The sequence below is a fragment of the Leucobacter sp. GX24907 genome, from assembly GCF_053567335.1.
The window spans coordinates 19,833-40,677 of record NZ_JBSGPD010000006.1 but is presented as its reverse complement, the minus strand read 5'-3'; the positions used below and the strand labels follow the sequence as shown (position 1 = coordinate 40,677).

Here is a 20,845-nt window from a genome sequence, read left to right as displayed (position 1 = left end):
GGGCGGAAGTCAGAATCGGGGTGTCAGGATCGTGCCGTCGTGCGTTGGGCTGTGGTGAACGGACCGCGTAGCGCGCGCGACCACTTGTTGGCGGGGAGCTCGGGGTGCAGGGCTGCTGTGCCGGTGCCAAACTTGCTGATGCTGTTCGGTCGGTGTCCGGATCGCCAGAGCTCAGAGTCCCAGGAGCTTGCGCGGTGTGACGACTTGGACTCGATGATCGTGAATTCCGGCAGCTCAATTTTGGAGAATCCTGGCGACTCGGGGCATTCTGTCCTCGTCACAGTGGGATTTGGGTGGGGCGTGACCGTTGTGGGTAGGCGTGCTGAATGCGGCGTTGACCAGTGGAGTGCCGTGTCGATTGTCGCTCGGCTCCCGCACGGCAGCAGCAACGTGATGCGTTGATACCTGCTCACGAGCGACGGGCACAGTGTCTCGGTGATGCCGAGGTCGTAGCCGAGTTCGGCGAGTCGTGCACCGACGAAGCGGCGGCCAACGGCGGTCAGCCTGGAGCTATCGTCTGGCAGGTAGGGCATGCGATCTTTCACTGTCGCACCGCGCCCGCTCTTCGTCTTGAGCTCGAGGAAGGTGCCGCCTGTGTCGACGTACGAGCGGGTGCGCAGCTTGAAGCGACGCCGGCGCCGTAGGGCGGTCGAGCGGTAGCTCAGGCGATCAGGGGTGTCGAAGTAGACCGAGTCGTAGAAGAACTTACGGAGTCCATCGATTTCGAGCACCCGTGTGTTCGGGTCGAGGCGGCCGAGAAGCCTCACCGCGTCAGCATGGGGCACGAGGTACTTCCGGTCGATTCGGGTCATGAGCGAGGCCTCTGCGACGAGCTCATCGAGACCGACGGAACTGAAGCGGTCGACCGGCAGCCGCTGTTCGGTCATCGTGCAGTCTCCATCGATAGGTTCCCAACCGCAGTGCGTGATGGTTGCGAGATCGGCGCGGAAGCTTCTGCAGTGCTCCCTCGAAGCGGCCCGCGGTCGCGATGAACCTGAACCGCGCGCCAGCGCCGTCGTTCGCCAGCGCTGGGCTGCTGCGCGATGCGGTACCGCACATCGACCAGAGTTGAGTCGTTGACGAGATCGAGCTGCTGCACTGTCATCGCGGTGACGGTGCACGCCAGGCGGGACTCAAGGTCGGCACGCAGCTCGGACTCGTCAGCGATGGCGCGGTCGAGACGCACGATCTGGTGGCGGCTTCGTCCGAGGAGTGACGGGTGATCTGCCACCCACATGACGATGAGGATCAACGCCATGAGTGCCGAGGAGACCGCGATTTCAGTGGCGAGGCCGCCGATGAGCCCCAGGGCCAGTGCCGCGAAGTAGTAGGCGACCTCGCGCTGCGAGATCTCGGACGAACGCAGGCGGATGATCGACAGCACTCCGAAGAGTCCGAGACCGAGCCCGGCGGCGATCTGCGCGTTGCCGAGCATCGAGGTCACCGCGAGTACCCCTACGTTGACTCCGAGGAATGCCACGACGAGGTCCCGGCGTCGGTGCCTCGGGTAGTAGATCCCGAGGCTGAGGGCCAACGCGGCGACGATGTCGATGGCGATGAGGGTGAGAGCGGTCGATGGCACAGGTCCTCCTCTGAGAGGTGCAGGGATGTGGACTCGGCTGCAAAGCAGCGGAGGGGCGTCGGGTGAGTGACCCGTTGCAGTTCATGAAAGCGAGCTTTCGTATGTGTTTCCTATGAGCATCCTGTGGTGAGGATGTGGGTGTGTGATTTTGTCTGTCACGATGGCTTGGCGTTCAGCGTGGGCGGACGCGTAGTACCATCGATGCGATTGCCTCCGTAGCTCAGTGGATAGAGCAACGGCCTTCTAATCCGTTGGTCGCAGGTTCGAATCCTGCCGGGGGCACCAAGCGAGAAAGCGAAGCTTTCGAGGTCGGTGGCCCCAGCCGCTGCAGCGGCTGCCCACAGAGTGAAGCGTGGGGTGGGGCACCAAGCGAGAGAGCGAAGCTTTCGAGGTCGGTGGCCCCAGCCGCTGCAGCGGCTGCCCACAGAGTGAAGCGTGGGGTGGGGCACCAAGCGAGAAAGCGAAGCTTTCGAAGTCGGCGGATGACACTGCGTTGCGCTCGCAGGGACTTCTCGCCTCGGGGGTCCTAGGGTGGTTCCGGACCCAGTTCAGGCGATTCCGTGCAGGAGAGTGCAGTGACCGATCACGAGACCCAAGAGGCGTTCAAAGACGCGTTCCGAGTGCATCCCGCTGGGATCGCTGTGATCTCGGCGAATTCGCCTGAGGGGCCGGTCGGATTGACCGCTTCGAGCGTCGCTTCGGTGAGCATTGATCCGCTCGCTCTCGCTTTCTCGGTGACCCGGGCGCGCGGCAGTGCGGGTGGTTTGCTGCAGGCAGAGAGCTATGTCGTGAACCTGCTGACAGCCGACAATGTCGCTATTGCCAAGACCTTTGCTCGCTCTGGCTCCGAGCGTTTCACCCCGGAGCAGGGGTGGGCGAACCTCCCGACGGGCGAGCCTTATCTTCCGGCGGCGCGTACCTCGTTGCGCTGCCGATCGCTCAATGTTGCGAAGGTGGGCGACTCATCACTCGTTCTCGCCGAAGTGCTGGATGTCGTCGAGGGCGTTCAGGGGGATCCTGTCGTCTACTTCGACCGGTCGTTCCACCGCATCGCTGAGCACTGAAATCGAGCCCAACTCCGCTTCGAGTCTTACTCTGCTTCGAGGGTGTTGACCATCGCCTGGGCGGCTCGATCGATGTAGTCGCGGAACGCGGCGTCGTGCATGGGGGGTAGCTGTGCCTCATCCAGTGCGGCGTGCATGTGCAGCAGCCACCGGTCGCGCGCAGCGGGGGTGACGCGGAACGGGACGTGACGCATGCGGAGTCGAGGGTGCCCGCGCTGCTCCGAGTATGTTGTAGGCCCGCCCCAGTACTGCTCGAGGAAGGCGCGTAGTCTCCAGATCGCGCCCTCCCAATCTTCGTCGGGGTACATGGGGGCAAGCAGAGGGTCGGCGCGTACCCCGTCATAGAAGCGGCGGGTGATCCGCTCGAAGGTTTCGGTGCCGCCGATCTGGGCCCAGACGGTGTCGGTGACTGCGGGACCGTTCTCGCCGACGCGCAGCGTCAGATTCGGTTGGGGAGCGCTCTGCGGCAGGTGCTCTCGCCCGGGTGACGGCTCGGTCATGCGGTTCCTCCGATTCCCGGCAGTTCCTTCGCCAGGGTGATGCCGTTCTGATGAAATTCCCGGCTCAGCGCGGCGCGCAGCGCACGCTGCACCTCCCACTGCGCCTCAGGGCGTGTACGCATAGCGAGGCGCAGCGTGGCACGGTCACCGAAGACGCTCTCGAGGCCCCAGACCTCGGGAGCGCCGGCAACCTTGCGGGCAAAGCGGTCAGAGGAAAGCAGTTGCCGTGCAGCGGTGAGGGCGACCTCTTCGGCCTTCGCGAAGTCGTTGTCGGCATCGATCGTGATGTCGACGAGCGCGCGGCCCCATCCCTGCGAGGAGTTTCCGAGGGTGAGTATCTCGCCGTTGCGCACGAACCAGAGTGTGCCATCGACTCCGCGAACCTGCGTCACTCGTATGCCGACGTCTTCGACGGTGCCGCTGACCTCGCCGATCGTGACCACGTCTCCGACGCCGAGCTGATCCTCGAACGCCATGAAGACGCCGTTCAGAATGTCCTTGACGATGTTCTGTGCGCCGAACGCGAGCCCGGCGGCGAGGACGCCCGCCGAGGCGAGCAGAGCCGTCAAGTTGAAGCCCAGCTCTCCCATCACCATGGTGAAGGCCACCATGACGATGACTGCGGTGATGAAGTTTCGTCCCAGGCTGCCGAGCGTGCGGGCGCGTTGAACAGCGCGAGCACTCATCTTGGGGGCAGCGGTGAGCTCCTGCGTGGAATCCACTCCTTGGGCCTTCTTCACACCGACGACGATGCGGTCGATCGAGCGTCGCAATATGAGGAGCAGGATCCAATGGATGAGGATCGCGCCGAGCACGATGCATACGATGCGAATCGGCACCTCGTACTGGGTGACGAAAGAGGAGAAGGCCGATCCGACACTTTCCGCGGCCTCGTCGACCGACTCGTTGAGCTGCAGAATCCCCATCTAGGCCGTCCGCCTTCCCATCCCGTCGATTCGCTGTGCCGCGAGGGCCCGATCCACCCCGGCGAGGTGCTCGGTGATCAGGCGCCGCAGCGCTGCCGGGGCGCTGGCATTGCGCTCCAACCAGTCGGATGTCGCTGCGCGCAGTCTCTCGTCTGCGAGCGAACCGGGGTAGAACCCGTCGATCATCTCTTCGGCGATCGCGTAACTGCGGCTCTCCCACACGGTGAGCAGCGCGTCGAAGTAGAGCTCGACATAGGGCTCGAGCAGAGTCAGATCGTGAGCTCGGGCGAAGCCCAGACCGGTCGCGCGCACGATGAGGTTCGAGGCAGTGCTCTCGGAGAAGATGGCATCCCACGCCGCCCGCTTGTCAGCCGGTGTCGGAAGCGCTGCCCGGGCATGCGCCGCCGATTGCTGTCCGCTCGCGGTCCGATCGTCGGTGAGAGCTGCCTCGATCTCTTCGCGCGTTGCCCGCCCGCCGGCGGCGAGTGCGATGAGCAGCTCCCAGCCGAGGTCGGTGTCGATATCGAGTCCCTCGAGCGGTACGGCCCCCTCGAGGAGAGCGAGTACGGCATCGAGTTGCTCAGGGGTTGCGGCGACGTGCGCGAACATCTTCACGAACTGGAACTGGTTGTCGCTGCCGGGTTCGGCGTCCACTGCGAGCTGCCACAGTGCGTCCCCCACCTTCGACAGAGTCTCCGCGCGAGTCTCCGGTGCGACGTAGCTGCTTGCCGCGAGCATGAGCTGGTTCAGCAGAGTACGCAGGGTCGTCGAAGCGGTCTCCTCGCCGACATGTGCGAGTACGAGGTCGACGAAGCGTGAAGCCGGGAACTCCGCGTCGCGCGTCGCATCCCACAGGGTGCCCCAGACGAGCGAGCGGGCGAGGGAGCTCTCGATGCTGCCGAGCTTCGTCTCGACCGTGGTGAGGGATCGCTCGTCGAGCCGGATCTTCGCGTAGCTGAGGTCGTCGTCGTTCAGCAGGAGTAATGCAGGTTGCCGCTTGCCGACGAGTTCAGGTACTTCGGTGGAGGCGCCATCGATGTCGAGCTCGATGCGCTCCATTCGACGCAGGGCGTCGCCGTCGAAGTCGTACAGGCCGATTGCGATGCGATGCGGACGCAGTGTGGGGTACTCGTCGATAGCGCTCTGCGCGATCGAGAATTTCGTGTACACGCCATCGGCGTCAACCTCGAAGACGGGCCGCAGCGTGTTGACGCCCGCCGTCTCGAGCCACAGCTTCGACCATTCGCTGAGATCGCGGCCGCTGCGTGCCTCGAGCTCGACCAAGAGGTCGGTGAGCTCAGTGTTCGCGTGGTGGTGCTTGATGAAGTAGTCGTGAACGCCCTGCATGAAGGGCTCACGGCCGACCCAGGCCACGAGCTGCTTGAGTACCGATGCGCCCTTCGCATAGGTGATGCCGTCGAAGTTGACGAGCACGTCTTCGAGGTCGCGGATCTCAGCGACGATGGGATGCGTCGACGGGAGCTGATCCTGCCGGTAGGCCCAAGACTTCTCGGAGGCGACGAAGGTCGTCCAGCACTCATTCCATTCAGTGGCTTCGGCAGTCGCCAGCGTCGACATGTACTCGGCGAAGGATTCGTTGAGCCATAGATCGTTCCACCAGCGCATCGTCACGAGATCGCCGAACCACATGTGAGCGAGCTCATGCAAGATCGTGACGACTCGGCGCTCGCGCATCGCATCGGTGACCTGGCTGCGGAAGACATAGGCCTCGGTGAATGTGATCGCCCCGGCGTTCTCCATCGCGCCCGCATTGAACTCGGGAACGAACAGCTGATCGTACTTGTCGAACGGGTACGCGTAGTCGAACTCGGCCTCGTAGAAGGCGAATCCCTCTCGCGTCTTCTCGAAGACGTAGTCGGCGTCGAGGTGCTCGGCCAACGATTCGCGGCAGAACACTCCGAGTGGAATCGTCCGACCGTCGCTGCTGGTGAGTTCGCTGCGCTCGACGTGGTAGGGGCCGGCAATCAGGGCAGTGATGTAGCTCGACATGACCGGCGTCGGTTCGAAGGCCCAGACGGCGAGCGGCTCCGGATCGGCGCGGCCGGTATCGCCACTGCGCTCAAGGGCCCGCGGCTCGGGAGTCGGTTGGTTGCTGACCACCTCCCAGCGTGCCGGGGCAGTGATCGTGAAACGGAACGTTGCCTTGAGATCGGGTTGTTCGAAGACGGGGAAGACTCGGCGGGAGTCGGGTACCTCGAACTGCGAGTAGAGATAGACCTCGCCGTCGGCGGGGTCGACGAAGCGGTGGAGACCCTCGCCGGTGTTCGTGTACCGCTGCGTCGAGGCCACGACGAGTTCGTTCTCGGCGGCAAGACCCGTCAGAGTGATGCGTGACTTCGCGAAGATCTCATCAGGGTCGAGCGATTGCCCGTTCAATTCGACCTTCTCCACTGAGTCGGCGATCAGGTCGATGAACGTGCCCTCGCCGGCGACTGCGCTGAAACGCACGGTCGTCTCCGCGCGGAAGGTATCCGGTCCCGAGGCGAGGTCGAGAGCGACCTCGTACTCGTGGGTGGTGATGATGGCGGCGCGCTCGCGGGCCTCGGCGCGGGTGAGGTTCTCTCCGGGCACTGTGCTCCTTCGTGACTGTCGGGGCGGATCCGGTCGCGAAGCCGGATGCGGGGTCGCGACCGTGGCGCCTGGGCGGCGGGTGTGGTGAACGCCTCCAGCTTAGGCCTCGCGTGCCGTGCGCTTCCTTGAGTACACCGGAAGTTTCGGGGGAATCCGCTGACCGCGAACCCCTCGTACGCGCACGATGTCAATCGCTACGCTGAAGGCATGAGCGATGCAGTGCAGCCTTCTTCGGTCGAGTTCTATTTCGATGTCGTGTGCCCGTGGTGCTGGATGACCAGCCGGTGGGCCGCCGAGGTCGCCGAGGCCCGGGGCTTCGAGATCGACTGGCGGCCTATCAGCCTGGCGGTGGTGAACGAAGACAACGATAATGAGTACCACGTCGAGCTGCACGAGCAGGGTCACCGGGCGGCGCGGATCGCGACCGCGATCTCTGAGCAGCACGGTGCCGCGGCCGTCGGACGCTTCTATGCCGAGATGGGCACTCGCCGCCACCCCGGTGGTCGCGACGACTTCGACGTCATGACTGCGGAGTCGCTCGAGGCGGCTGGTCTTCGCGCAGAGCTCGCCGAAGCGGCCGATGATGAGTCCTTCGACAAGGCGGTACGCGCGACCACGAAACATGCGCTCGAGATCGCGGGCCCCGATGTGGGAGTGCCGGTCATCTCGATCGATGGGGTGGCGTTCTTCGGGCCGGTGGTCACGCCAGCACCGACCGGTGAAGCGGCGCTGCGACTCTGGGACGGGATCCACGCTGCCGCGGGCATCGACGGCTTCTATGAGCTCAAGCGCGGACGCTCGCGGGGCCCGCAGTTCTGACCGTCCGAATCTCGGTAGGATTGAGGCCATGCGCATTCACGTGGCGACCGATCATGCCGGGCTCGAGTTCAGCCAGCAGCTGCAGCAGCATCTGCGTGAGCAGGGCCACGAGGTAGTCGATCACGGGCCGGAGGAGTACGACCCGCTCGACGACTACCCCGCGTTCTGCATCAGCGCCGCACGCGGCGTTGCACGTGACCAGCGCGACGGTGTCGAGGCGCTCGGCGTGGTCTTCGGCGGCTCTGGCAACGGTGAGCAGATCGCGGCGAACAAGGTTGAGGGCATCCGCGCTGCACTGGTGTGGAGCGAGGCGACCGCCCAGCTCGCCCGCGAGCACAATGACGCGAATGTCATCTCGATCGGAGCACGTCAGCACACGGTCGGTGAGGCGATCCGCTTCATCGACCTCTTCATCGCGACGCCGTTCCCGGGAGATGAGCGGCATGTGCGGCGCATCGGTCAGCTCGGGGAATACGAGCAGACCGGAGCCATCGCGGGTAAGCGCATCGACTCGCTATGACCCCTACGAGAATCTGGGGCTCAGCAGTGAATGGAGGTTCGCATGCCTGAGGGGCATTCCGTCCACCGGATCGCGCGCCAGTTCGCCGCGAACTTCGTCGGCACGGCACCGGAGGTGAGCAGTCCGCAGGGGCGTTTCGCGCAGGGGGCGGCGATCTTGAGCCACCGGGAGATGACGGACGCGCGTGCCGTCGGAAAGCAGATGTTCCTCGAATTCGAGGAGGAGCAGTGGCTGCGTGTGCACCTCGGGATCTACGGTGCCTGGGACTTCGCAGGCGACATTCGCATCGACCCGTCGATCCAGATGCATGCCAAGGGCGACACCCACCTGAAGTTCGGTCAAACCGGGGAGTACTCGCGCCCCGACACTGCGCGGCCGGTTGATCGCGAGGCCGAAGACTCGGTGACCTCCATCGGGGCTCCGCGTCGCACCCGCCTGCGTATGGCAGAGCACGACACCGCTTCGCAGAGTGAGACCTTTCCTCCCGAACCCAAAGGGCAAGTGCGCGTCCGGCTCCTCAACGACACCGTCTGTGCAGACCTGCGCGGCCCCACCGCGTGCGAAGTGCTGACACCGGCCGAAGTCGATGCGGTGCTGCAGCGGCTCGGCCCCGATCCTGCCAATGCCGACACTCCGGAAGAGAGGCAGCGCTTTGTCGAGCGTGCCGGCAAGAAGCGGACGCCCATCGGATTGGTGCTCATGGACCAGTCGGTCGTCGCGGGCATCGGGAACATCTACCGAGCCGAGATGCTCTTCCGTGCCGAACTCAACCCGCACACACCGGCGAACACCCTCGATCGAACGGTGCTCGAGGCGCTCTGGGACGACTGGTCGCACCTGCTCGAGATCGGCATCACGGTCGGGCAGATGATGACGATCGACGGACTCGAGGGGGAGGCCTACCGGCGTGCGCTCCTCGATCGCGACGAGCGGCACTGGGTCTACAAACTCGAAGGCACGCCGTGCAAGCGGTGCGGCACCAATATCGTGCTGGAAGAGATGGGCAACCGAAAGCTGTACTGGTGCCCGGGCTGCCAGACGTAGCAGGGCGAGTGCGGCCGCAGACCGATGAGCCGGACTAGAGGAGCCCCTGGTCCGAGAGCCAATCGGTCGCGATGTCGGCGGATGAGCGCTGGTCTTCGGTCGATTCGACGTTGAGGGCGACCAAGTCCTCCGTCGTGAGCTCTGCGTTCACCGCGTTGATGGTCGGTGCGATCTCATCAGCAATCTCGGAGTTGACGAGCGGGACGACCTGCGAGGCGAGGAAGAGGCCCTTCGTATCTTCGAGGGTGACCAGAGACTCTGTCTGGATGCGCGGATCGGCGCTGTAGACGTTCGCGACCTGGATCGAGTCGGCGAGGAGCTCCTCGACCGTGGTGTCGCCGGTGGCGCTGAAGTCTACGGAGGCGCCATAGACGCTCTCGAGACCCTTCGGCCCATACGGGCGCTCTTCGAGCTCAGGGGGCCCACCGAGCACGACATGGTTGACGTCGGCGAGATCCTCAAGCGTCGAAAGATCGTGCTCGGCCGCGAAATCCTCGGTGACGTTGTAGGAATCCTGGTCGGCGGCAGGAGCCTGATCGAGCACCGCAAGACTCTCGGGGAGTGCCGACTGCAGCTCGGTGTAGACGTCTTCACTCTCAGTCGCATCCGTTTCGGGGTCGTAGAACTGGAGGAGATTGCCGGTGTACTCGGGCAGCAACTGGATCGCTCCGTCCTCAAGCGAGGGCAGGTAGGCATCGCGTTGACCGATATTGAAGTTGCGCTCGACCTCGAAACCGTCCGCCTCGAGTGCTTGAGCGTAGATCTCGGCGATGATCTCGTTGGAGTAGTAGGCCTGCGAGCCGATGACGATGGTGTCGTTCGATGCGTCGGAGGAGCTCCCGCCCTGCTCCAGAGGATCTGCCGATGTACAACCGCTCAATGCGAGGGCTGTGATGGTCGTGAGAGTGGTGATGCCGGCTGCGAGTGCGAACCTGCGTCGTGCGATGGTCATGAGGTGGGTCCTTTCCGAGTGAAGCATGTGCGTGGGGTCGGGTCAGGTGTTGCGGGCGTGGGCTGCCACCCCTCTGGGGACGACGAGACGCTGCCCCAGGGCCAGGAGCGCATCGAGGGCTAAGGCGATGCACACGACAACGAGGGAGGCGCCGAGAATCTGATCGAAGCGACGCAGCGGGATTCCTTGCAGAATGGGCTGCCCGAGCCCACCTAGCCCGATGAACGCTGCGATCGTGACGGTGGAGACCACCTGGAGCGTCGCGTTGCGCAGCCCGCCGACAAGCAGGGGCAGGCCGAGCGGCACCTCGATGCGCCACAGGATTTGCCACTCCGTCATTCCGACGGCGCGACCGGCGGCGATGGTCGCCCGGTCGACGGCCTCGACGCCGGCATAGGCTCCAGCGAGAATCGAAGGGATTGCGAGCAGTACCAAGACGACGATCGCGGCCTCGGTCTTGTGGAGTACCCCGAGCAGGAGCACGAGCAGCACGAGCAAGCCGAGGGAGGGGAGCGCACGAGCAGCCCCGGACAGGCCGACTGCGATCTCGCGTCCTCGGCCGGTATGGCCGATCGCCCAGCCGGCGGGAATCGCGATGATCGAGGCGATGAGCACCGCCCCGAAGGTGAAGCCCAGATGCTGCGCGATGGCGGTCGGCAGTGGGAGCGACCCGGTGAGACGATCGGATGAGAAGATCCATGCGATGGCTTCGAGGAAGAGATTCATACCGATGCCCCCTGGTGACGCCAGGGCATGAGCGCACGACCGAGCCACCGCAGCAGCAGGTCTACGAGCACGGCGATCACGACAACTGTCACCACGCCGGCGAGCACTTCGGCGATGATGCGGCGCTGCGCGCCGTTGGTGAAGAGGTAGCCCAGATTCTGCACGCCGATCAATATGCCGATCGTGGCGAGTGAGATCGTCGAAGTGGCAGTGACCCGCAGACCCGCGAGCAGTACCGGACCGGCAAGCGGCAAATCGACCTGCCAAAACTTGCGCCACGCACCGAAGCCGACGGCCACCGACGCGGCACGCACTGAGGACTCGACGGATTCAAGCCCTTCGGTGACCGAGCGGATCATGATCGCGACGCCGTACATCGTCAGTGCGACGATCAGGTTAGTCTCCGACAGGAACGGGATGCCGAGGGCGGCGGAGAGGAGCGCGAACAGGCCGAGCGAGGGGATGGTGTAGAGCAATCCGACGAGGGTGAGCATCGTGCCGCGGAGGCGGGTGAACCGGAAGGCGAGCCAACCGAGCGGAACTGAGAGAATCACGGACAGCACGATGGGGATGAGGCTCTGCCGTAAGTGATCAAGCGACAGCAACCCGATGAGCTCGAGGTTATCGAGCACCCAACTCATGTCTCGGCCCCCCGAGTGTCCGTGTCGCTGATGTTGTCTGTGTTGCTGGTGCTGTCGGTGTCGTCGGTGAGGAGGCGTCCCTGGGTGCGGCCGGCCGCATCGACGAGTACGGTGCCGTGCGGCGTTTGCTTGGTGCGCAGCGCCCGGGTACCACGATCGGCCCCGATGAAGCTCGCGACGAAATCGCTCGCCGGTCGTTCGATGATCTCGCTGGGAGTGCCTACCTGGGCGATCTCCGCGCCCTTTTCCAGTATGACCACTTGGTCGCCGAGCATGAACGCCTCGTCGATATCGTGCGTGACGAAGACGACAGTCTTCTCGAGCTCGCGCTGCAGCCGGATGGTCTCGGCCTGGAGGTCTTGACGCACGATGGGATCCACTGCGCCGAACGGTTCGTCCATCAGCAAGATATTGGGCTCCGCAGCGAGCGCGCGGGCGACGCCGACGCGTTGCTGCTGACCGCCCGAGAGCTGAGCGGGGTAGCGGTGAGCGATGGCGCGATCGAGACCGACTCGGTCGAGGAGCCCGAGCGCCTGTTCGCGGGCCTCGTTTCGCGGCACACCGGTCAGTATCGGCACAGTGGCGACGTTGTCGATCACGGTGAAATGCGGCAGCAGGCCGGCGCTCTGCAAGACGTAGCCGATGCTGCGTCGCAGGTGCACGGGGTCGCGCTCGCGCACGCTCTCGCCGTCGATGAGTACGTCGCCGTCGGTCGGATCGACGAGACGGTTGACCATGCGCAGCAGCGTGGTCTTGCCGCACCCGGACGAGCCGACGAGCACCGTGGTGGTGCGGGCCGGGATGGTCAGGCTGAAGTTCTCAACGGCGGCGGTACCATCAGGAAAGCGCTTGGTGACGTTGCGGAACTCAATGGACATGGCACCCCCAGGGTCGTGTTCTCGACGGTATCCCACTCATCTGACACTGCGAGAGTGCTGGTGCGGCTCCCGGCCAGTGGGGTATGCTCACGCGAGAATTCCGGCTCGTGCTCTGCAGGTGCACGAATCAACGGAAGTGTGCGATTGTCAACGGATTCTGTGGCATAATAGTTCCTTGTGCCACGGTGCGGCACTGCCGCAAGGGTCCGCACGAACCGTGAACGCGCACCCATACTTTTGAAGAACACGATATCCGCGACCCCGACTTGCGGCGGGCGCAGAGAGAGAACATCATGCAGAAGCTCGACCAGGTCGATGCCGCGTCGCTCAAGAGCGACATCCCCGAGTTCCGTGCCGGAGACACCGTCAAGGTGCACGTGAACATCGTCGAGGGCAGCCGCTCGCGTATCCAGGTGTTCCAGGGCATCGTCATTGCTCGGCACGGCGAAGGCGTTCGCGAGACCTTCACGGTCCGCAAGATCAGCTTCCAGGTCGGTGTGGAGCGCAAGTTCCCCGTGCACTCGCCCGCGATCGACAAGATCGAGGTCGTCAGCCGTGGTGACGTGCGTCGGGCCAAGCTCTACTACCTCCGCGGTCTCACCGGTAAGAAGGCCAAGATCAAGGAGAAGCGCGAGGCGTAATTCCGCGATTCTCACGGTTCAGGCTCCCGCCTTTCACAGGTTCGGGGGCCTGAGTCGTCTGTACTGTGGATGATGCCGCACTGTTGGTGATGCCGCGCGGCCATGCGGCCGGGCACGAAGAACGCGAGAGGTGAGCGGAACATGAGCGCAGCTGCGAGTAGACGACGGAGCGGCGCTCTCAGCTTCATACGCGATCTGCTGGTGATCCTGCTCATCGCGTTCGTCGCGTCCTTTCTGCTCAAGACCTTTCTCGTCCGCAGCTTCTACATCCCGTCAGGGTCGATGGAAGACACGCTGCAGGTCGACGATCGCATCCTGGTGAACCAGCTCGTGCCCAATTTTGTCGACGTGAAGCGCGGCGACATCGTCGTATTCCAAGATCCGGGGGGCTGGCTGGGTACGCATGAGCAGCCGCCGGAGTCGGGTCCGCTCGGGCAGGTGCTCCAAGCAGTCGGACTCGCTGCGGATACCAGCCACGAATATGTCGTGAAGCGAGTCATCGGCATCGGGGGAGACACGGTCGCCTGCTGCGACGCCGATGGTCGGGTGACGGTGAACGGTGTTCCGCTCGACGAGACCTATATCAAGCTCCCTGAGGGGCAGACCGCTGCGTCCGGTCTGGAGTTCGAGGTCACGGTACCCGACGGTTCGGTCTGGGTCATGGGCGACAACCGATACGCCAGCAAGGATTCTCGGTACAACCAAGACCAGCCGGGCAAGGGCTTCGTCTCGGAGGAGGAGATCGTGGGACGCGCCTTCCTCCTCAACTGGCCCTTCGAGCGGTTCGGCTGGCTCGGCAACCCCGATCAGGTCTTCACCGGCGTGGAAGAGGCTCGTGCACGCTGACCCGGCCGGGGAGTCCGTGCCAGAGAGTGCAGCGTCGACGACGCCCCCGGTCGAGGTCCGGAACGCTCCCTCGAAAGACCCGACACTCGACTTCGAGTACGAGTGCTTCGCTCGTGGAGAGTCGCTGGTCATCGGTATTGATGAGGTCGGACGCGGAGCGATCGCGGGTCCGGTTGCCGTGGGGGTCCATACGGTGCTCGCAGGCACCGACGGATTCCCACCAGGTTTGCGGGACTCGAAGCTGCTCAGCGAGAAGCGACGCGAGGCAGTGCACCCCCTGGTCGAGGCCTGGGGAGCCGGGGCCGTTGGTTTCGGAGAGGCTCACGAGATCGATGAGCACGGCATCATTGCGATGCTGGGAGCCGCTGCACGGCGGGCCCTGCTCGAGCTCCATCGTGGCGGCGTGCCGGTTGATCGAGCAGTGATTCTGCTTGATGGTTCGCACGACTGGCTGACCCCGGCGCTGCGTGCGCCGTTGAACGTGACGACGCGGGTGGGGGCGGATCGCAGCTGTGCATCGGTCGCAGCCGCATCCGTGCGCGCGAAGGTGTTGCGCGACGCGATCATGCGCGAGGCCCATGGGGATCGACCACACTACGCCTGGGACTCGAACAAGGGGTATGGGGCGAAGGCGCATTATGCGGGAATCGATGAGCACGGACTGAGCGCGCTGCATCGCCGTACCTGGATCAAGTCGGCGCGCTAGGCTGGACTGGTGTCCGTCGGTTCAGTATCGCCCGAGGCGCCCATCGGCGTCTTCGACTCGGGCGTGGGCGGGCTCACCGTCGCCCGCGCGATTCGCGACCAGCTGCCGAACGAGTCGATGATCTACGTCGGCGACACGGCTCACACGCCCTATGGCCCGCGTCCCATCGCTGAGGTACGGCGCTTCGCGCTCGAGATTCTCGATGACCTCGTCGCCCAGGGGGTGAAGTTGCTCGTGATCGCGTGCAACACGGCATCGGCTGCGGTGCTGCGTGACGCCTACGAGCGGTACGACGTACCCGTTGTCGAGGTGATCGGCCCGACGGTCCGCAGCGCGGTGTCGATCACACGCAATAGTCGGGTGGGCCTCATCGGAACGCAGGGTACGATCCAGTCGCGCGTGTACGACGACATGTTCACCATGCGTCCGGATATCTCGCTGCAGACCCGCGCGTGCCCGCGTTTCGTCGAGCTCGTCGAGGCCGGGCGCACGTCGGGCCCGGAAGTGCTGCAGATCGCAGAAGAGTATCTCGCTCCGCTCGTCGCACAGGATATCGATACGCTCGTGCTCGGATGCACGCACTATCCATTTCTGCGCGGCGCTATCGGGCAGGTGATGGGACGCGGAGTGGCGCTGGTGTCGAGTGACATCGAGACCGCGAACGAGGTCTACCGCACACTCACCGAAACCGGGATGCTGCGTTCCGATACTGCCGGCGAGCCTGTGCTGCGTTACGAAGCCACCGGCGGAGACACGGCAGGCTTCGCAGAACTTGCCCACCGTCTGCTCGGCATCGGCATCGATGCCGTCGATCACGCGCCCACCGGCGCAATCGAACTCCCGCAGAACCGACCTCACTTCGAGATTCCCCAGGAGGCACCATGACCGAGACCACCCGAGCCGATGGCCGCACCGCGGAGCAGATGCGACCCGTCACCGTGGAGCGGGGCTGGAGCTCCCAGGCCGAAGGCAGCGCACTGATCTCGTTCGGCGCGACCCGAGTGCTGTGCACGGCGTCGTTCACTCCCGGCGTGCCGCGCTGGCTCACGGGCAAGGGGCGGGGCTGGGTCACGGCCGAGTACTCGATGCTGCCGCGCTCCACGAACGAGCGCATGCAGCGCGAGGCGGTGAAGGGAAAGATCGGCGGACGCACCCACGAGATCTCGCGCCTGATCGGCCGGAGTCTGCGAGCCATCATCGACACCCAGGCGCTCGGAGAGAACACCATCGTCATCGACTGCGACGTGCTTCAGGCCGACGGCGGGACTCGCACGACGTCGATCACGGGAGCGTACGTCGCACTCGCCGACGCCATCGAGTGGGCGCGGGAGCAGGGGCACATCGCGAAGCGGGCGCAGCCACTGCGAGACAGCGTTTCAGCAGTGTCAGTCGGCATCGTCGGCGGGGTGCCGATGACCGATCTCGCCTATGTCGAGGATTCGAAGGCCGAGACCGACATGAACGTCGTCGTGACGGGTTCGGGCGACTTCGTCGAGGTGCAGGGAACCGCCGAGGGCGTTCCGTTCCGACGCGACGAACTCGACTCCTTGCTGGATCTGGCACTGCAGAGCACGTCCGAGCTGCGTGAGATCCAGCAGGCGGTACTGACGGGCGCCGCACCTGCTCCCTCAGACGAGCGGCGCTGATCTCGATGACTCAGGTGGTTCTCGCGTCGCACAACGCGCACAAGCTCGAAGAGCTCCGCCGCGTACTCGCACCCCTCGTGCCCGGCATCGAGTTGATCGGCTACGACGGCCCAGAGCCCGTCGAGAACGGCGTGACTTTCGAGGAGAACGCCCTGCTCAAAGCGCGGGCGGCGACGGCGCACACAGGGCTGCCCGCGATCGCCGACGACTCGGGCATCGCCGTCGACGTGCTCGGCGGGTGCCCAGGAATCTTTTCTGCACGCTGGGGCGGGCCCGCACGCAGCGACGACGCGAATGTGGATCTGCTGCTGTGGCAGCTATCAGATCTCGCCGACGAGCATCGCTCTGCCGCCTTCGTGTGCGCAGCCGCGCTGGCATTGCCGCCCGGGAGTCCTGACGGCGGGCTCGACGGGATCGTCGAAGTCGGACGCTGGAAGGGATCCGTGCTGCGGGAGCGCGCCGGGCACGGTGGCTTCGGCTACGACCCGATCTTCCGTCCGGAGGGGGAGAGCCGTTCGGCGGCGGAGCTCGCCCCGGAGGAGAAGGACGCGTTGTCTCACCGGCGCCGTGCGTTCACCGCTCTGGCACCGGCGATAGCTGAGCGCCTGCAGACGCGCTGAACTCCTGGTGGCATAACCGCAGGACACTGACACGGCGCAGAGATACGGAGTACGGAGCACTCATGGTGGCATCATCGACCGGCGGGGCAGGCGGACTCGTTCGCCCCGATATCTCCGAAACCGACGCCGAGCGGATCGCGCTCGAATTGTACGGGGTTCGCGCACGGGCGACGGAGCTTGGTAGCAACCAAGACCGCAACTTCGTGCTCGCAGCCGACGATGGGACGCGCAGTGTGCTTCGCGTCGATAACCCCGTCTTCGGCGACGACGCACGGGCCGCCCAGCATCTCGCGATCGACGCCTACCGTGCCGCTGGGCTCACCGTTCCGGCCGTGCTGCCCGGGCTCGACGGCAACCTGACGCAGCGCTGGGGCGGCTTCGCCGTACGGCGCAGCGAGTTCGCGGACGGTGAGGCAATGGTCGACGCCGGATACTTCGCGCCCGTGGTGCTCGAGGAATTCGGTGCGCTCGCCGCCGCATCGGTGAATGCGCTCACAGAGCTCGAGCATCCGGGGCTCGACCGTGAACACATGTGGGTGATGAGTGCGGCGCACGACGAGACCATGCAGCTTTCCTCGGCCATCGCCGATGAACGATTGCGCGACCGGGTGCTCACCGCTGCGGCCGAGGCGCAGGCGGCATTGGCGCCGGTGCAGGACGTGCTGCCCGTTCAGCCGATCCACGGTGATCTCACCGACGACAACGTGATGGGGCTGCGCAGCGACGACGCGCGCCTGCATCCGCGCACGATCATCGACCTGGGCGACCTCGCCTACGGGTGGCGGGTCTCGGAGCTCGCGGTAGCGGCCTCCTCGATGCTGCATCACGAACCCGACCGTCCGCTTCGTGTGCTCGACACGATCGCTGCATTCCATCGAGCTGCGCCGCTTTCCGCTGCTGAGGCGCGCGCAGTCTGGCCGCTCGTGGTGCTCCGCGGCGCCATTCTCGTGGCGAGCGGGTGGCGCCAACTCGAGATCGATGGCGGCAACGATTACGCGCGGGAACGCGTCGCCGGTGAACAGGCGATCTTCGACGCGGCGACCGCGCTGCCGCTCGCCGAGATGACCGAGCATGTGCTTGCGAGGCTCGGCTTCGTCGGAGTACCGGAGGGTGCCGGACTCGCACTGGTCGCTGCCCCGGCGATGGGCGATCCTGCATCGAACACGGCGAACAGCCCCGCCGCGGCAGTGGCGAGCGATTCCGTCACCTCATCGCTTGCACGGCTGCTCCCCGATCTCGACGGCGGAGTCGTGATGCTTGATCCCGGGGTCGAATCCGAGGATCTGGCCAGTGGGCGCTGGACGGAGCCGGGGGCCGAGCACCTGCTCGTGCAGGAGGCCTTCCGGAGCGGTGCCGGGGCGGCGGTGCTGCCGTACGGCGTCTATCGCCTCACTCGCACGGTCGCTGACCGCACGGACGCCGCCGAGACCTGGCCGCTCGAAACCGAGATCCGTGTGCGTGCCGGATCCGCGCTTCGCCTTATGGCTCCTGCTGCCGGACGCGTCGCCATCGCCTCGCCGGGAACCGTGACGCTGCAGCTCTCGGCTCACTGGCTGATGACGATCGTCGCCGTCGATAGTGACGGAGGTCCGCTCCTCACCCCCGCCGTCGATGGGCGCACGATCCACTCTGGAGCCGAAGTCGGCGTCGGCGACCCGCTCGGCGAACTCGGCCCATCTGCTTCGCCCCGCTCTCTCACTGTCGGGCTGTTCCGACTCGACGCGATGCTCGAGATCCTCGCCGAGGGGCCGGCAGGATCCGGATCCACTCCCGGGCGCGCGCAGCTCGTCGCCCCGGAGCGCGTGCCGGCCTGGCGCCGCTTCACGCTCGATCCTGCCCGCTTGCTCGGCCTCGAACCGCGTGCCGAACGCGACGAATCGGGCGACGAACAGCTGCGCCGGGAGCGCATCTTCGCGAGTGCGCAGGAGCGCTACTACGAGCGACCGATGCAGATCGAACGCGGTTGGCAGCACCACCTCATCGACACCACCGGCCGCGCCTACGTGGACATGATCAACAATGTCGCCGGGCTCGGACACGGGCACCCGGGTGTCGCCGACGCGGTGAATCGGCAGATCCGGATCCTGAACACCAACTCTCGATTCCTGTATCGCGAGCTCGCCGACTACAGCGAGCGACTGCTCGCACTGCTTCCGGATGCCGCGCGCACAGGCGGCGAAGGGGGCGATCCGCTCGACACGGTGCTGCTCGTCAATTCCGGGTCCGAAGCCGTCGATCTCGCCCTGCGTCTGGCACAGGCCGCGACCGGACGCAAGACCGTCGTCGCGCTGCGCGAGGCATACCACGGTTGGACGATGGCCAGCGATGCCGTCACGACGAGTGCCTTCGACAACCCGAGGGCCCTCGAAGATCGGCCCGACTGGATCCACGTAGCCGACGTGCCGAACCGCTTCCGCGGTACGCACCGCGGTGAAGCCTCCGATGCGACGGTCGGTGCGCGCTACGCCGCCGACCTCGGCGCCGACCTCGACCGACTTGCGGGCGCAGGGAGAGATGTCGCAGGCTTCATCTGCGAATCGGTGCTCGGCAATGCCGGAGGCGTGCTGTTACCCGAAGGCTACCTGGCCGATGTCTACGGACGCGTGCGCGCCGCAGGCGGGCTGTGCATCGCTGACGAGGTGCAGGTCGGTTTCGGGCGCATGGGGTCGACCTTCTGGGGCTTCGAACAGTCCGGTGTCATGCCCGACATCATCACGATCGCGAAACCCATGGGCAACGGGTTCCCGATCGGCGGAGTCATCACGTCTCAGCGAATCGCCGATGCGCTCGCGACGCACGGGCAGTTCTTCTCGTCAGCGGGCGGCAACCCGCTGTCGTGCCGTGTGGGGCTGGCCGTACTTGATGCGATGGAGCGCGAGGGGCTGCAGGAGAACGCGCGCGAGGTGGGGGATCGCCTCGCGTCCGGCTTCCGGGCGCTCGCCGCACGGCACTCGATCATCGGACCGGTGCACGGAACGGGTCTGTACCTCGGTGTCGAGCTGGTGCGGGATCACGAGACCTGGGAACCGGCAACGGCCGAAGCCGCCGCAATCTGTGAGCGCCTGCGTGAGCTCGGGGTGATCGTGCAGACCACATCGGAACGATCCAACGTGCTGAAAGTGAAGCCGCCGCTGTGTCTCACCCCTGAGAGCGCCGACTTCGTCGTCGAACAGCTCGACCGGGTGCTCACCACGGGGTGGTAGCGCAGACGCCGGATGCGGGGGAGTGCGGGGTCAAGACTGATTCAGCGCAGGTACGTGAGCAGTAGCTCGGCGAGCACGAGCACTGCGACCGCCATGAACACGAGACCCGCGACGATGTCGAACCACGGGGCCGCGCGGCGCAGCCAGTGCCGAAATGCTCGACCGGAGCAGGCGAGAGCCACCCCGACAAACCAGAGCAGGCCGCTCAGCAGCATGACCCAGATGATCGCGATGCGATCCACCGCCGTTGCTTCGGCCGGGAGGAACTGGCTGAGCAGTGCCGTGAAGAAGATGAGCGCCTTGGGGTTGGCGATGTTCGTGATGAAACCGAGCAGATAGGGGCGCTTGGGGCGCTCACCGCCCTCGAGCGGGTGCTCAGAGCGCAGGCCTCGAATGCCGCCGAGGAGGCTCATCGCACCGAGCCAGAGCAGCACGAGCGAGCCGGCTGTCTGCAATACGGGAAGCAACCAGGGCAGCGCGGCCAGCACGAGCGAGATGCCGAGCACCGACGCGACGATCCAGAGCGTATTGCCCGTCATGATGCCGAGAGCGGCGAGCACCGCGGCTCGTCGCTCTCGTACCGCCATGCGCATCAGCAGGAAAATATCTGGCCCCGGGCTTGCGATCGCTGCGACCCACGCGATGAGGAGCGTGACCCAGTTCGTCGGGGTCAGGGCAGTTTCGAGCACCAGACCATCCTGGCAGAGACCTGGCTTCCGTAGCCGGTAAGCTGGGGTGGCTCGCGCGAGTGGCGGAATTGGCAGACGCGCTGGATTTAGGTTCCAGTGTCTTCGGACATGAGGGTTCAAGTCCCTCCTCGCGCACTATCTGTGCCGACGCTTCTACTCCTCGTCAGCTCCTGACCGCAATCCGGAGGAACATCTCATCCCAGCTCTGGGTGGTGTGGAGCTTCACGAGGACCTCCTTCTCGGGAACGGG

At 65.4% G+C, this 20,845-nt stretch carries 21 protein-coding genes and 2 tRNA genes; 13 read left to right on the top strand and 10 right to left on the bottom strand.

Annotation, left to right across the window (positions count from 1 at the left end; genetic code table 11):
* Positions 1-23: 23 nt before the first annotated feature.
* Together ACUYV6_RS10235 and ACUYV6_RS10230 are read right to left on the bottom strand one after the other, a co-directional pair.
* Positions 24-887 (bottom strand): polyphosphate polymerase domain-containing protein, encoded by an 864-nt coding sequence (locus tag ACUYV6_RS10235; RefSeq protein WP_449278570.1) that lies wholly within the window; start codon positions 885-887, stop codon positions 24-26.
* Complete coding sequence (locus ACUYV6_RS10230) at positions 884-1,582, bottom strand: DUF4956 domain-containing protein (RefSeq protein WP_449278569.1); 699 nt, start codon at positions 1,580-1,582, stop codon at positions 884-886. The genes ACUYV6_RS10235 and ACUYV6_RS10230 overlap by 4 nt, the downstream gene beginning before the upstream one ends.
* A 209-nt stretch (positions 1,583-1,791) precedes the next feature.
* Here ACUYV6_RS10230 and ACUYV6_RS10225 point away from each other — a divergent pair.
* A tRNA-Arg gene (locus tag ACUYV6_RS10225) sits at positions 1,792-1,867 on the top strand.
* Between the two features lie 290 nt (positions 1,868-2,157).
* Positions 2,158-2,646, top strand: coding sequence for a flavin reductase family protein (locus tag ACUYV6_RS10220; RefSeq protein ID WP_449278568.1), 489 nt, complete (start codon positions 2,158-2,160; stop codon positions 2,644-2,646).
* A 26-nt stretch (positions 2,647-2,672) separates the two neighbouring features.
* Here ACUYV6_RS10220 and ACUYV6_RS10215 read toward each other — a convergent pair whose 3' ends face one another.
* The 3 genes from ACUYV6_RS10215 to pepN are packed head-to-tail and all read right to left on the bottom strand — an operon-like array spanning position 2,673 to position 6,664.
* Positions 2,673-3,146: a globin gene (locus tag ACUYV6_RS10215; protein ID WP_449278567.1), complete on the bottom strand. Its 474-nt coding sequence runs from the start codon at positions 3,144-3,146 to the stop codon at positions 2,673-2,675.
* Positions 3,143-4,072 carry a mechanosensitive ion channel family protein gene (locus tag ACUYV6_RS10210; protein WP_449278566.1) on the bottom strand — a complete coding sequence of 310 codons (930 nt, stop codon included), beginning with the start codon at positions 4,070-4,072 and terminating at the stop codon, positions 3,143-3,145. Before ACUYV6_RS10210 ends, ACUYV6_RS10215 begins: the two co-directional genes overlap by 4 nt.
* Positions 4,073-6,664: an aminopeptidase N gene (pepN, locus tag ACUYV6_RS10205; RefSeq protein ID WP_449278565.1), complete on the bottom strand. Its 2,592-nt coding sequence runs from the start codon at positions 6,662-6,664 to the stop codon at positions 4,073-4,075.
* A 207-nt stretch (positions 6,665-6,871) separates the two neighbouring features.
* Between pepN and ACUYV6_RS10200 the strand changes: the two genes are divergently transcribed.
* From ACUYV6_RS10200 to ACUYV6_RS10190, 3 genes are read left to right on the top strand one after another with little or no spacing between them, the layout of a single operon-like run.
* Positions 6,872-7,483, top strand: coding sequence for a mycothiol-dependent nitroreductase Rv2466c family protein (locus ACUYV6_RS10200; RefSeq protein ID WP_449278564.1), 612 nt, complete (start codon positions 6,872-6,874; stop codon positions 7,481-7,483).
* A gap of 28 nt (positions 7,484-7,511) precedes the next feature.
* Positions 7,512-8,003, top strand: coding sequence for a ribose-5-phosphate isomerase (locus ACUYV6_RS10195; RefSeq protein ID WP_449278563.1), 492 nt, complete (start codon positions 7,512-7,514; stop codon positions 8,001-8,003).
* Positions 8,004-8,045: 42 nt separating this feature from the next.
* On the top strand, positions 8,046-9,047 hold the full coding sequence (locus ACUYV6_RS10190; protein WP_449278562.1) for an Fpg/Nei family DNA glycosylase: 1,002 nt from the start codon (positions 8,046-8,048) through the stop codon (positions 9,045-9,047).
* A gap of 34 nt (positions 9,048-9,081) precedes the next feature.
* Here the strand turns inward: ACUYV6_RS10190 and ACUYV6_RS10185 are convergent, their stop codons facing one another.
* From ACUYV6_RS10185 to ACUYV6_RS10170, 4 genes are read right to left on the bottom strand one after another with little or no spacing between them, the layout of a single operon-like run.
* Positions 9,082-9,999 (bottom strand): ABC transporter substrate-binding protein, encoded by a 918-nt coding sequence (locus ACUYV6_RS10185; protein WP_449278561.1) that lies wholly within the window; start codon positions 9,997-9,999, stop codon positions 9,082-9,084.
* A gap of 42 nt (positions 10,000-10,041) precedes the next feature.
* Positions 10,042-10,725, bottom strand: a complete 684-nt coding sequence (locus ACUYV6_RS10180; protein ID WP_449278560.1) for an ABC transporter permease — start codon at positions 10,723-10,725, stop codon at positions 10,042-10,044.
* Positions 10,722-11,366, bottom strand: a complete 645-nt coding sequence (locus ACUYV6_RS10175) for an ABC transporter permease (RefSeq protein ID WP_449278559.1) — start codon at positions 11,364-11,366, stop codon at positions 10,722-10,724. The genes ACUYV6_RS10180 and ACUYV6_RS10175 overlap by 4 nt, the downstream gene beginning before the upstream one ends.
* Positions 11,363-12,244: an ABC transporter ATP-binding protein gene (locus tag ACUYV6_RS10170; RefSeq protein ID WP_449278558.1), complete on the bottom strand. Its 882-nt coding sequence runs from the start codon at positions 12,242-12,244 to the stop codon at positions 11,363-11,365. Before ACUYV6_RS10170 ends, ACUYV6_RS10175 begins: the two co-directional genes overlap by 4 nt.
* A gap of 293 nt (positions 12,245-12,537) precedes the next feature.
* On the opposite strand from ACUYV6_RS10170, the gene rplS reads away from it, so the two are divergent.
* The 7 genes from rplS to ACUYV6_RS10135 all read left to right on the top strand — a co-directional run bounded on the left by rplS (position 12,538) and on the right by ACUYV6_RS10135 (position 19,906).
* A complete protein-coding gene (gene rplS, locus ACUYV6_RS10165) occupies positions 12,538-12,885 on the top strand; it encodes a 50S ribosomal protein L19 (protein ID WP_449278557.1) in 348 nt (115 codons plus the stop codon).
* Positions 12,886-13,026: 141 nt separating this feature from the next.
* Complete coding sequence (lepB, locus tag ACUYV6_RS10160) at positions 13,027-13,731, top strand: signal peptidase I (protein WP_449278556.1); 705 nt, start codon at positions 13,027-13,029, stop codon at positions 13,729-13,731.
* 16 nt (positions 13,732-13,747) lie between these two features.
* Entirely contained in the window at positions 13,748-14,437 is a 690-nt protein-coding gene (locus tag ACUYV6_RS10155; RefSeq protein WP_449278555.1) for a ribonuclease HII, read from the top strand.
* Positions 14,438-14,446: 9 nt separating this feature from the next.
* Positions 14,447-15,322 carry a glutamate racemase gene (gene murI / locus ACUYV6_RS10150; protein ID WP_449278554.1) on the top strand — a complete coding sequence of 292 codons (876 nt, stop codon included), beginning with the start codon at positions 14,447-14,449 and terminating at the stop codon, positions 15,320-15,322.
* Positions 15,319-16,083: a ribonuclease PH gene (gene rph, locus ACUYV6_RS10145; protein WP_449278553.1), complete on the top strand. Its 765-nt coding sequence runs from the start codon at positions 15,319-15,321 to the stop codon at positions 16,081-16,083. The genes murI and rph overlap by 4 nt, the downstream gene beginning before the upstream one ends.
* A gap of 5 nt (positions 16,084-16,088) precedes the next feature.
* Positions 16,089-16,703 carry a non-canonical purine NTP pyrophosphatase gene (locus tag ACUYV6_RS10140; RefSeq protein ID WP_449278552.1) on the top strand — a complete coding sequence of 205 codons (615 nt, stop codon included), beginning with the start codon at positions 16,089-16,091 and terminating at the stop codon, positions 16,701-16,703.
* A 62-nt stretch (positions 16,704-16,765) separates the two neighbouring features.
* Positions 16,766-19,906 (top strand): aminotransferase, encoded by a 3,141-nt coding sequence (locus tag ACUYV6_RS10135; RefSeq protein WP_449278551.1) that lies wholly within the window; start codon positions 16,766-16,768, stop codon positions 19,904-19,906.
* 41 nt (positions 19,907-19,947) lie between these two features.
* On the opposite strand, the gene ACUYV6_RS10130 is transcribed toward ACUYV6_RS10135, so the two are convergent.
* Positions 19,948-20,595, bottom strand: coding sequence for a LysE family translocator (locus ACUYV6_RS10130; protein ID WP_449278550.1), 648 nt, complete (start codon positions 20,593-20,595; stop codon positions 19,948-19,950).
* Positions 20,596-20,648: 53 nt separating this feature from the next.
* Here ACUYV6_RS10130 and ACUYV6_RS10125 point away from each other — a divergent pair.
* Positions 20,649-20,730: transfer RNA gene (locus tag ACUYV6_RS10125), tRNA-Leu, on the top strand.
* Positions 20,731-20,845: the final 115 nt, after the last annotated feature.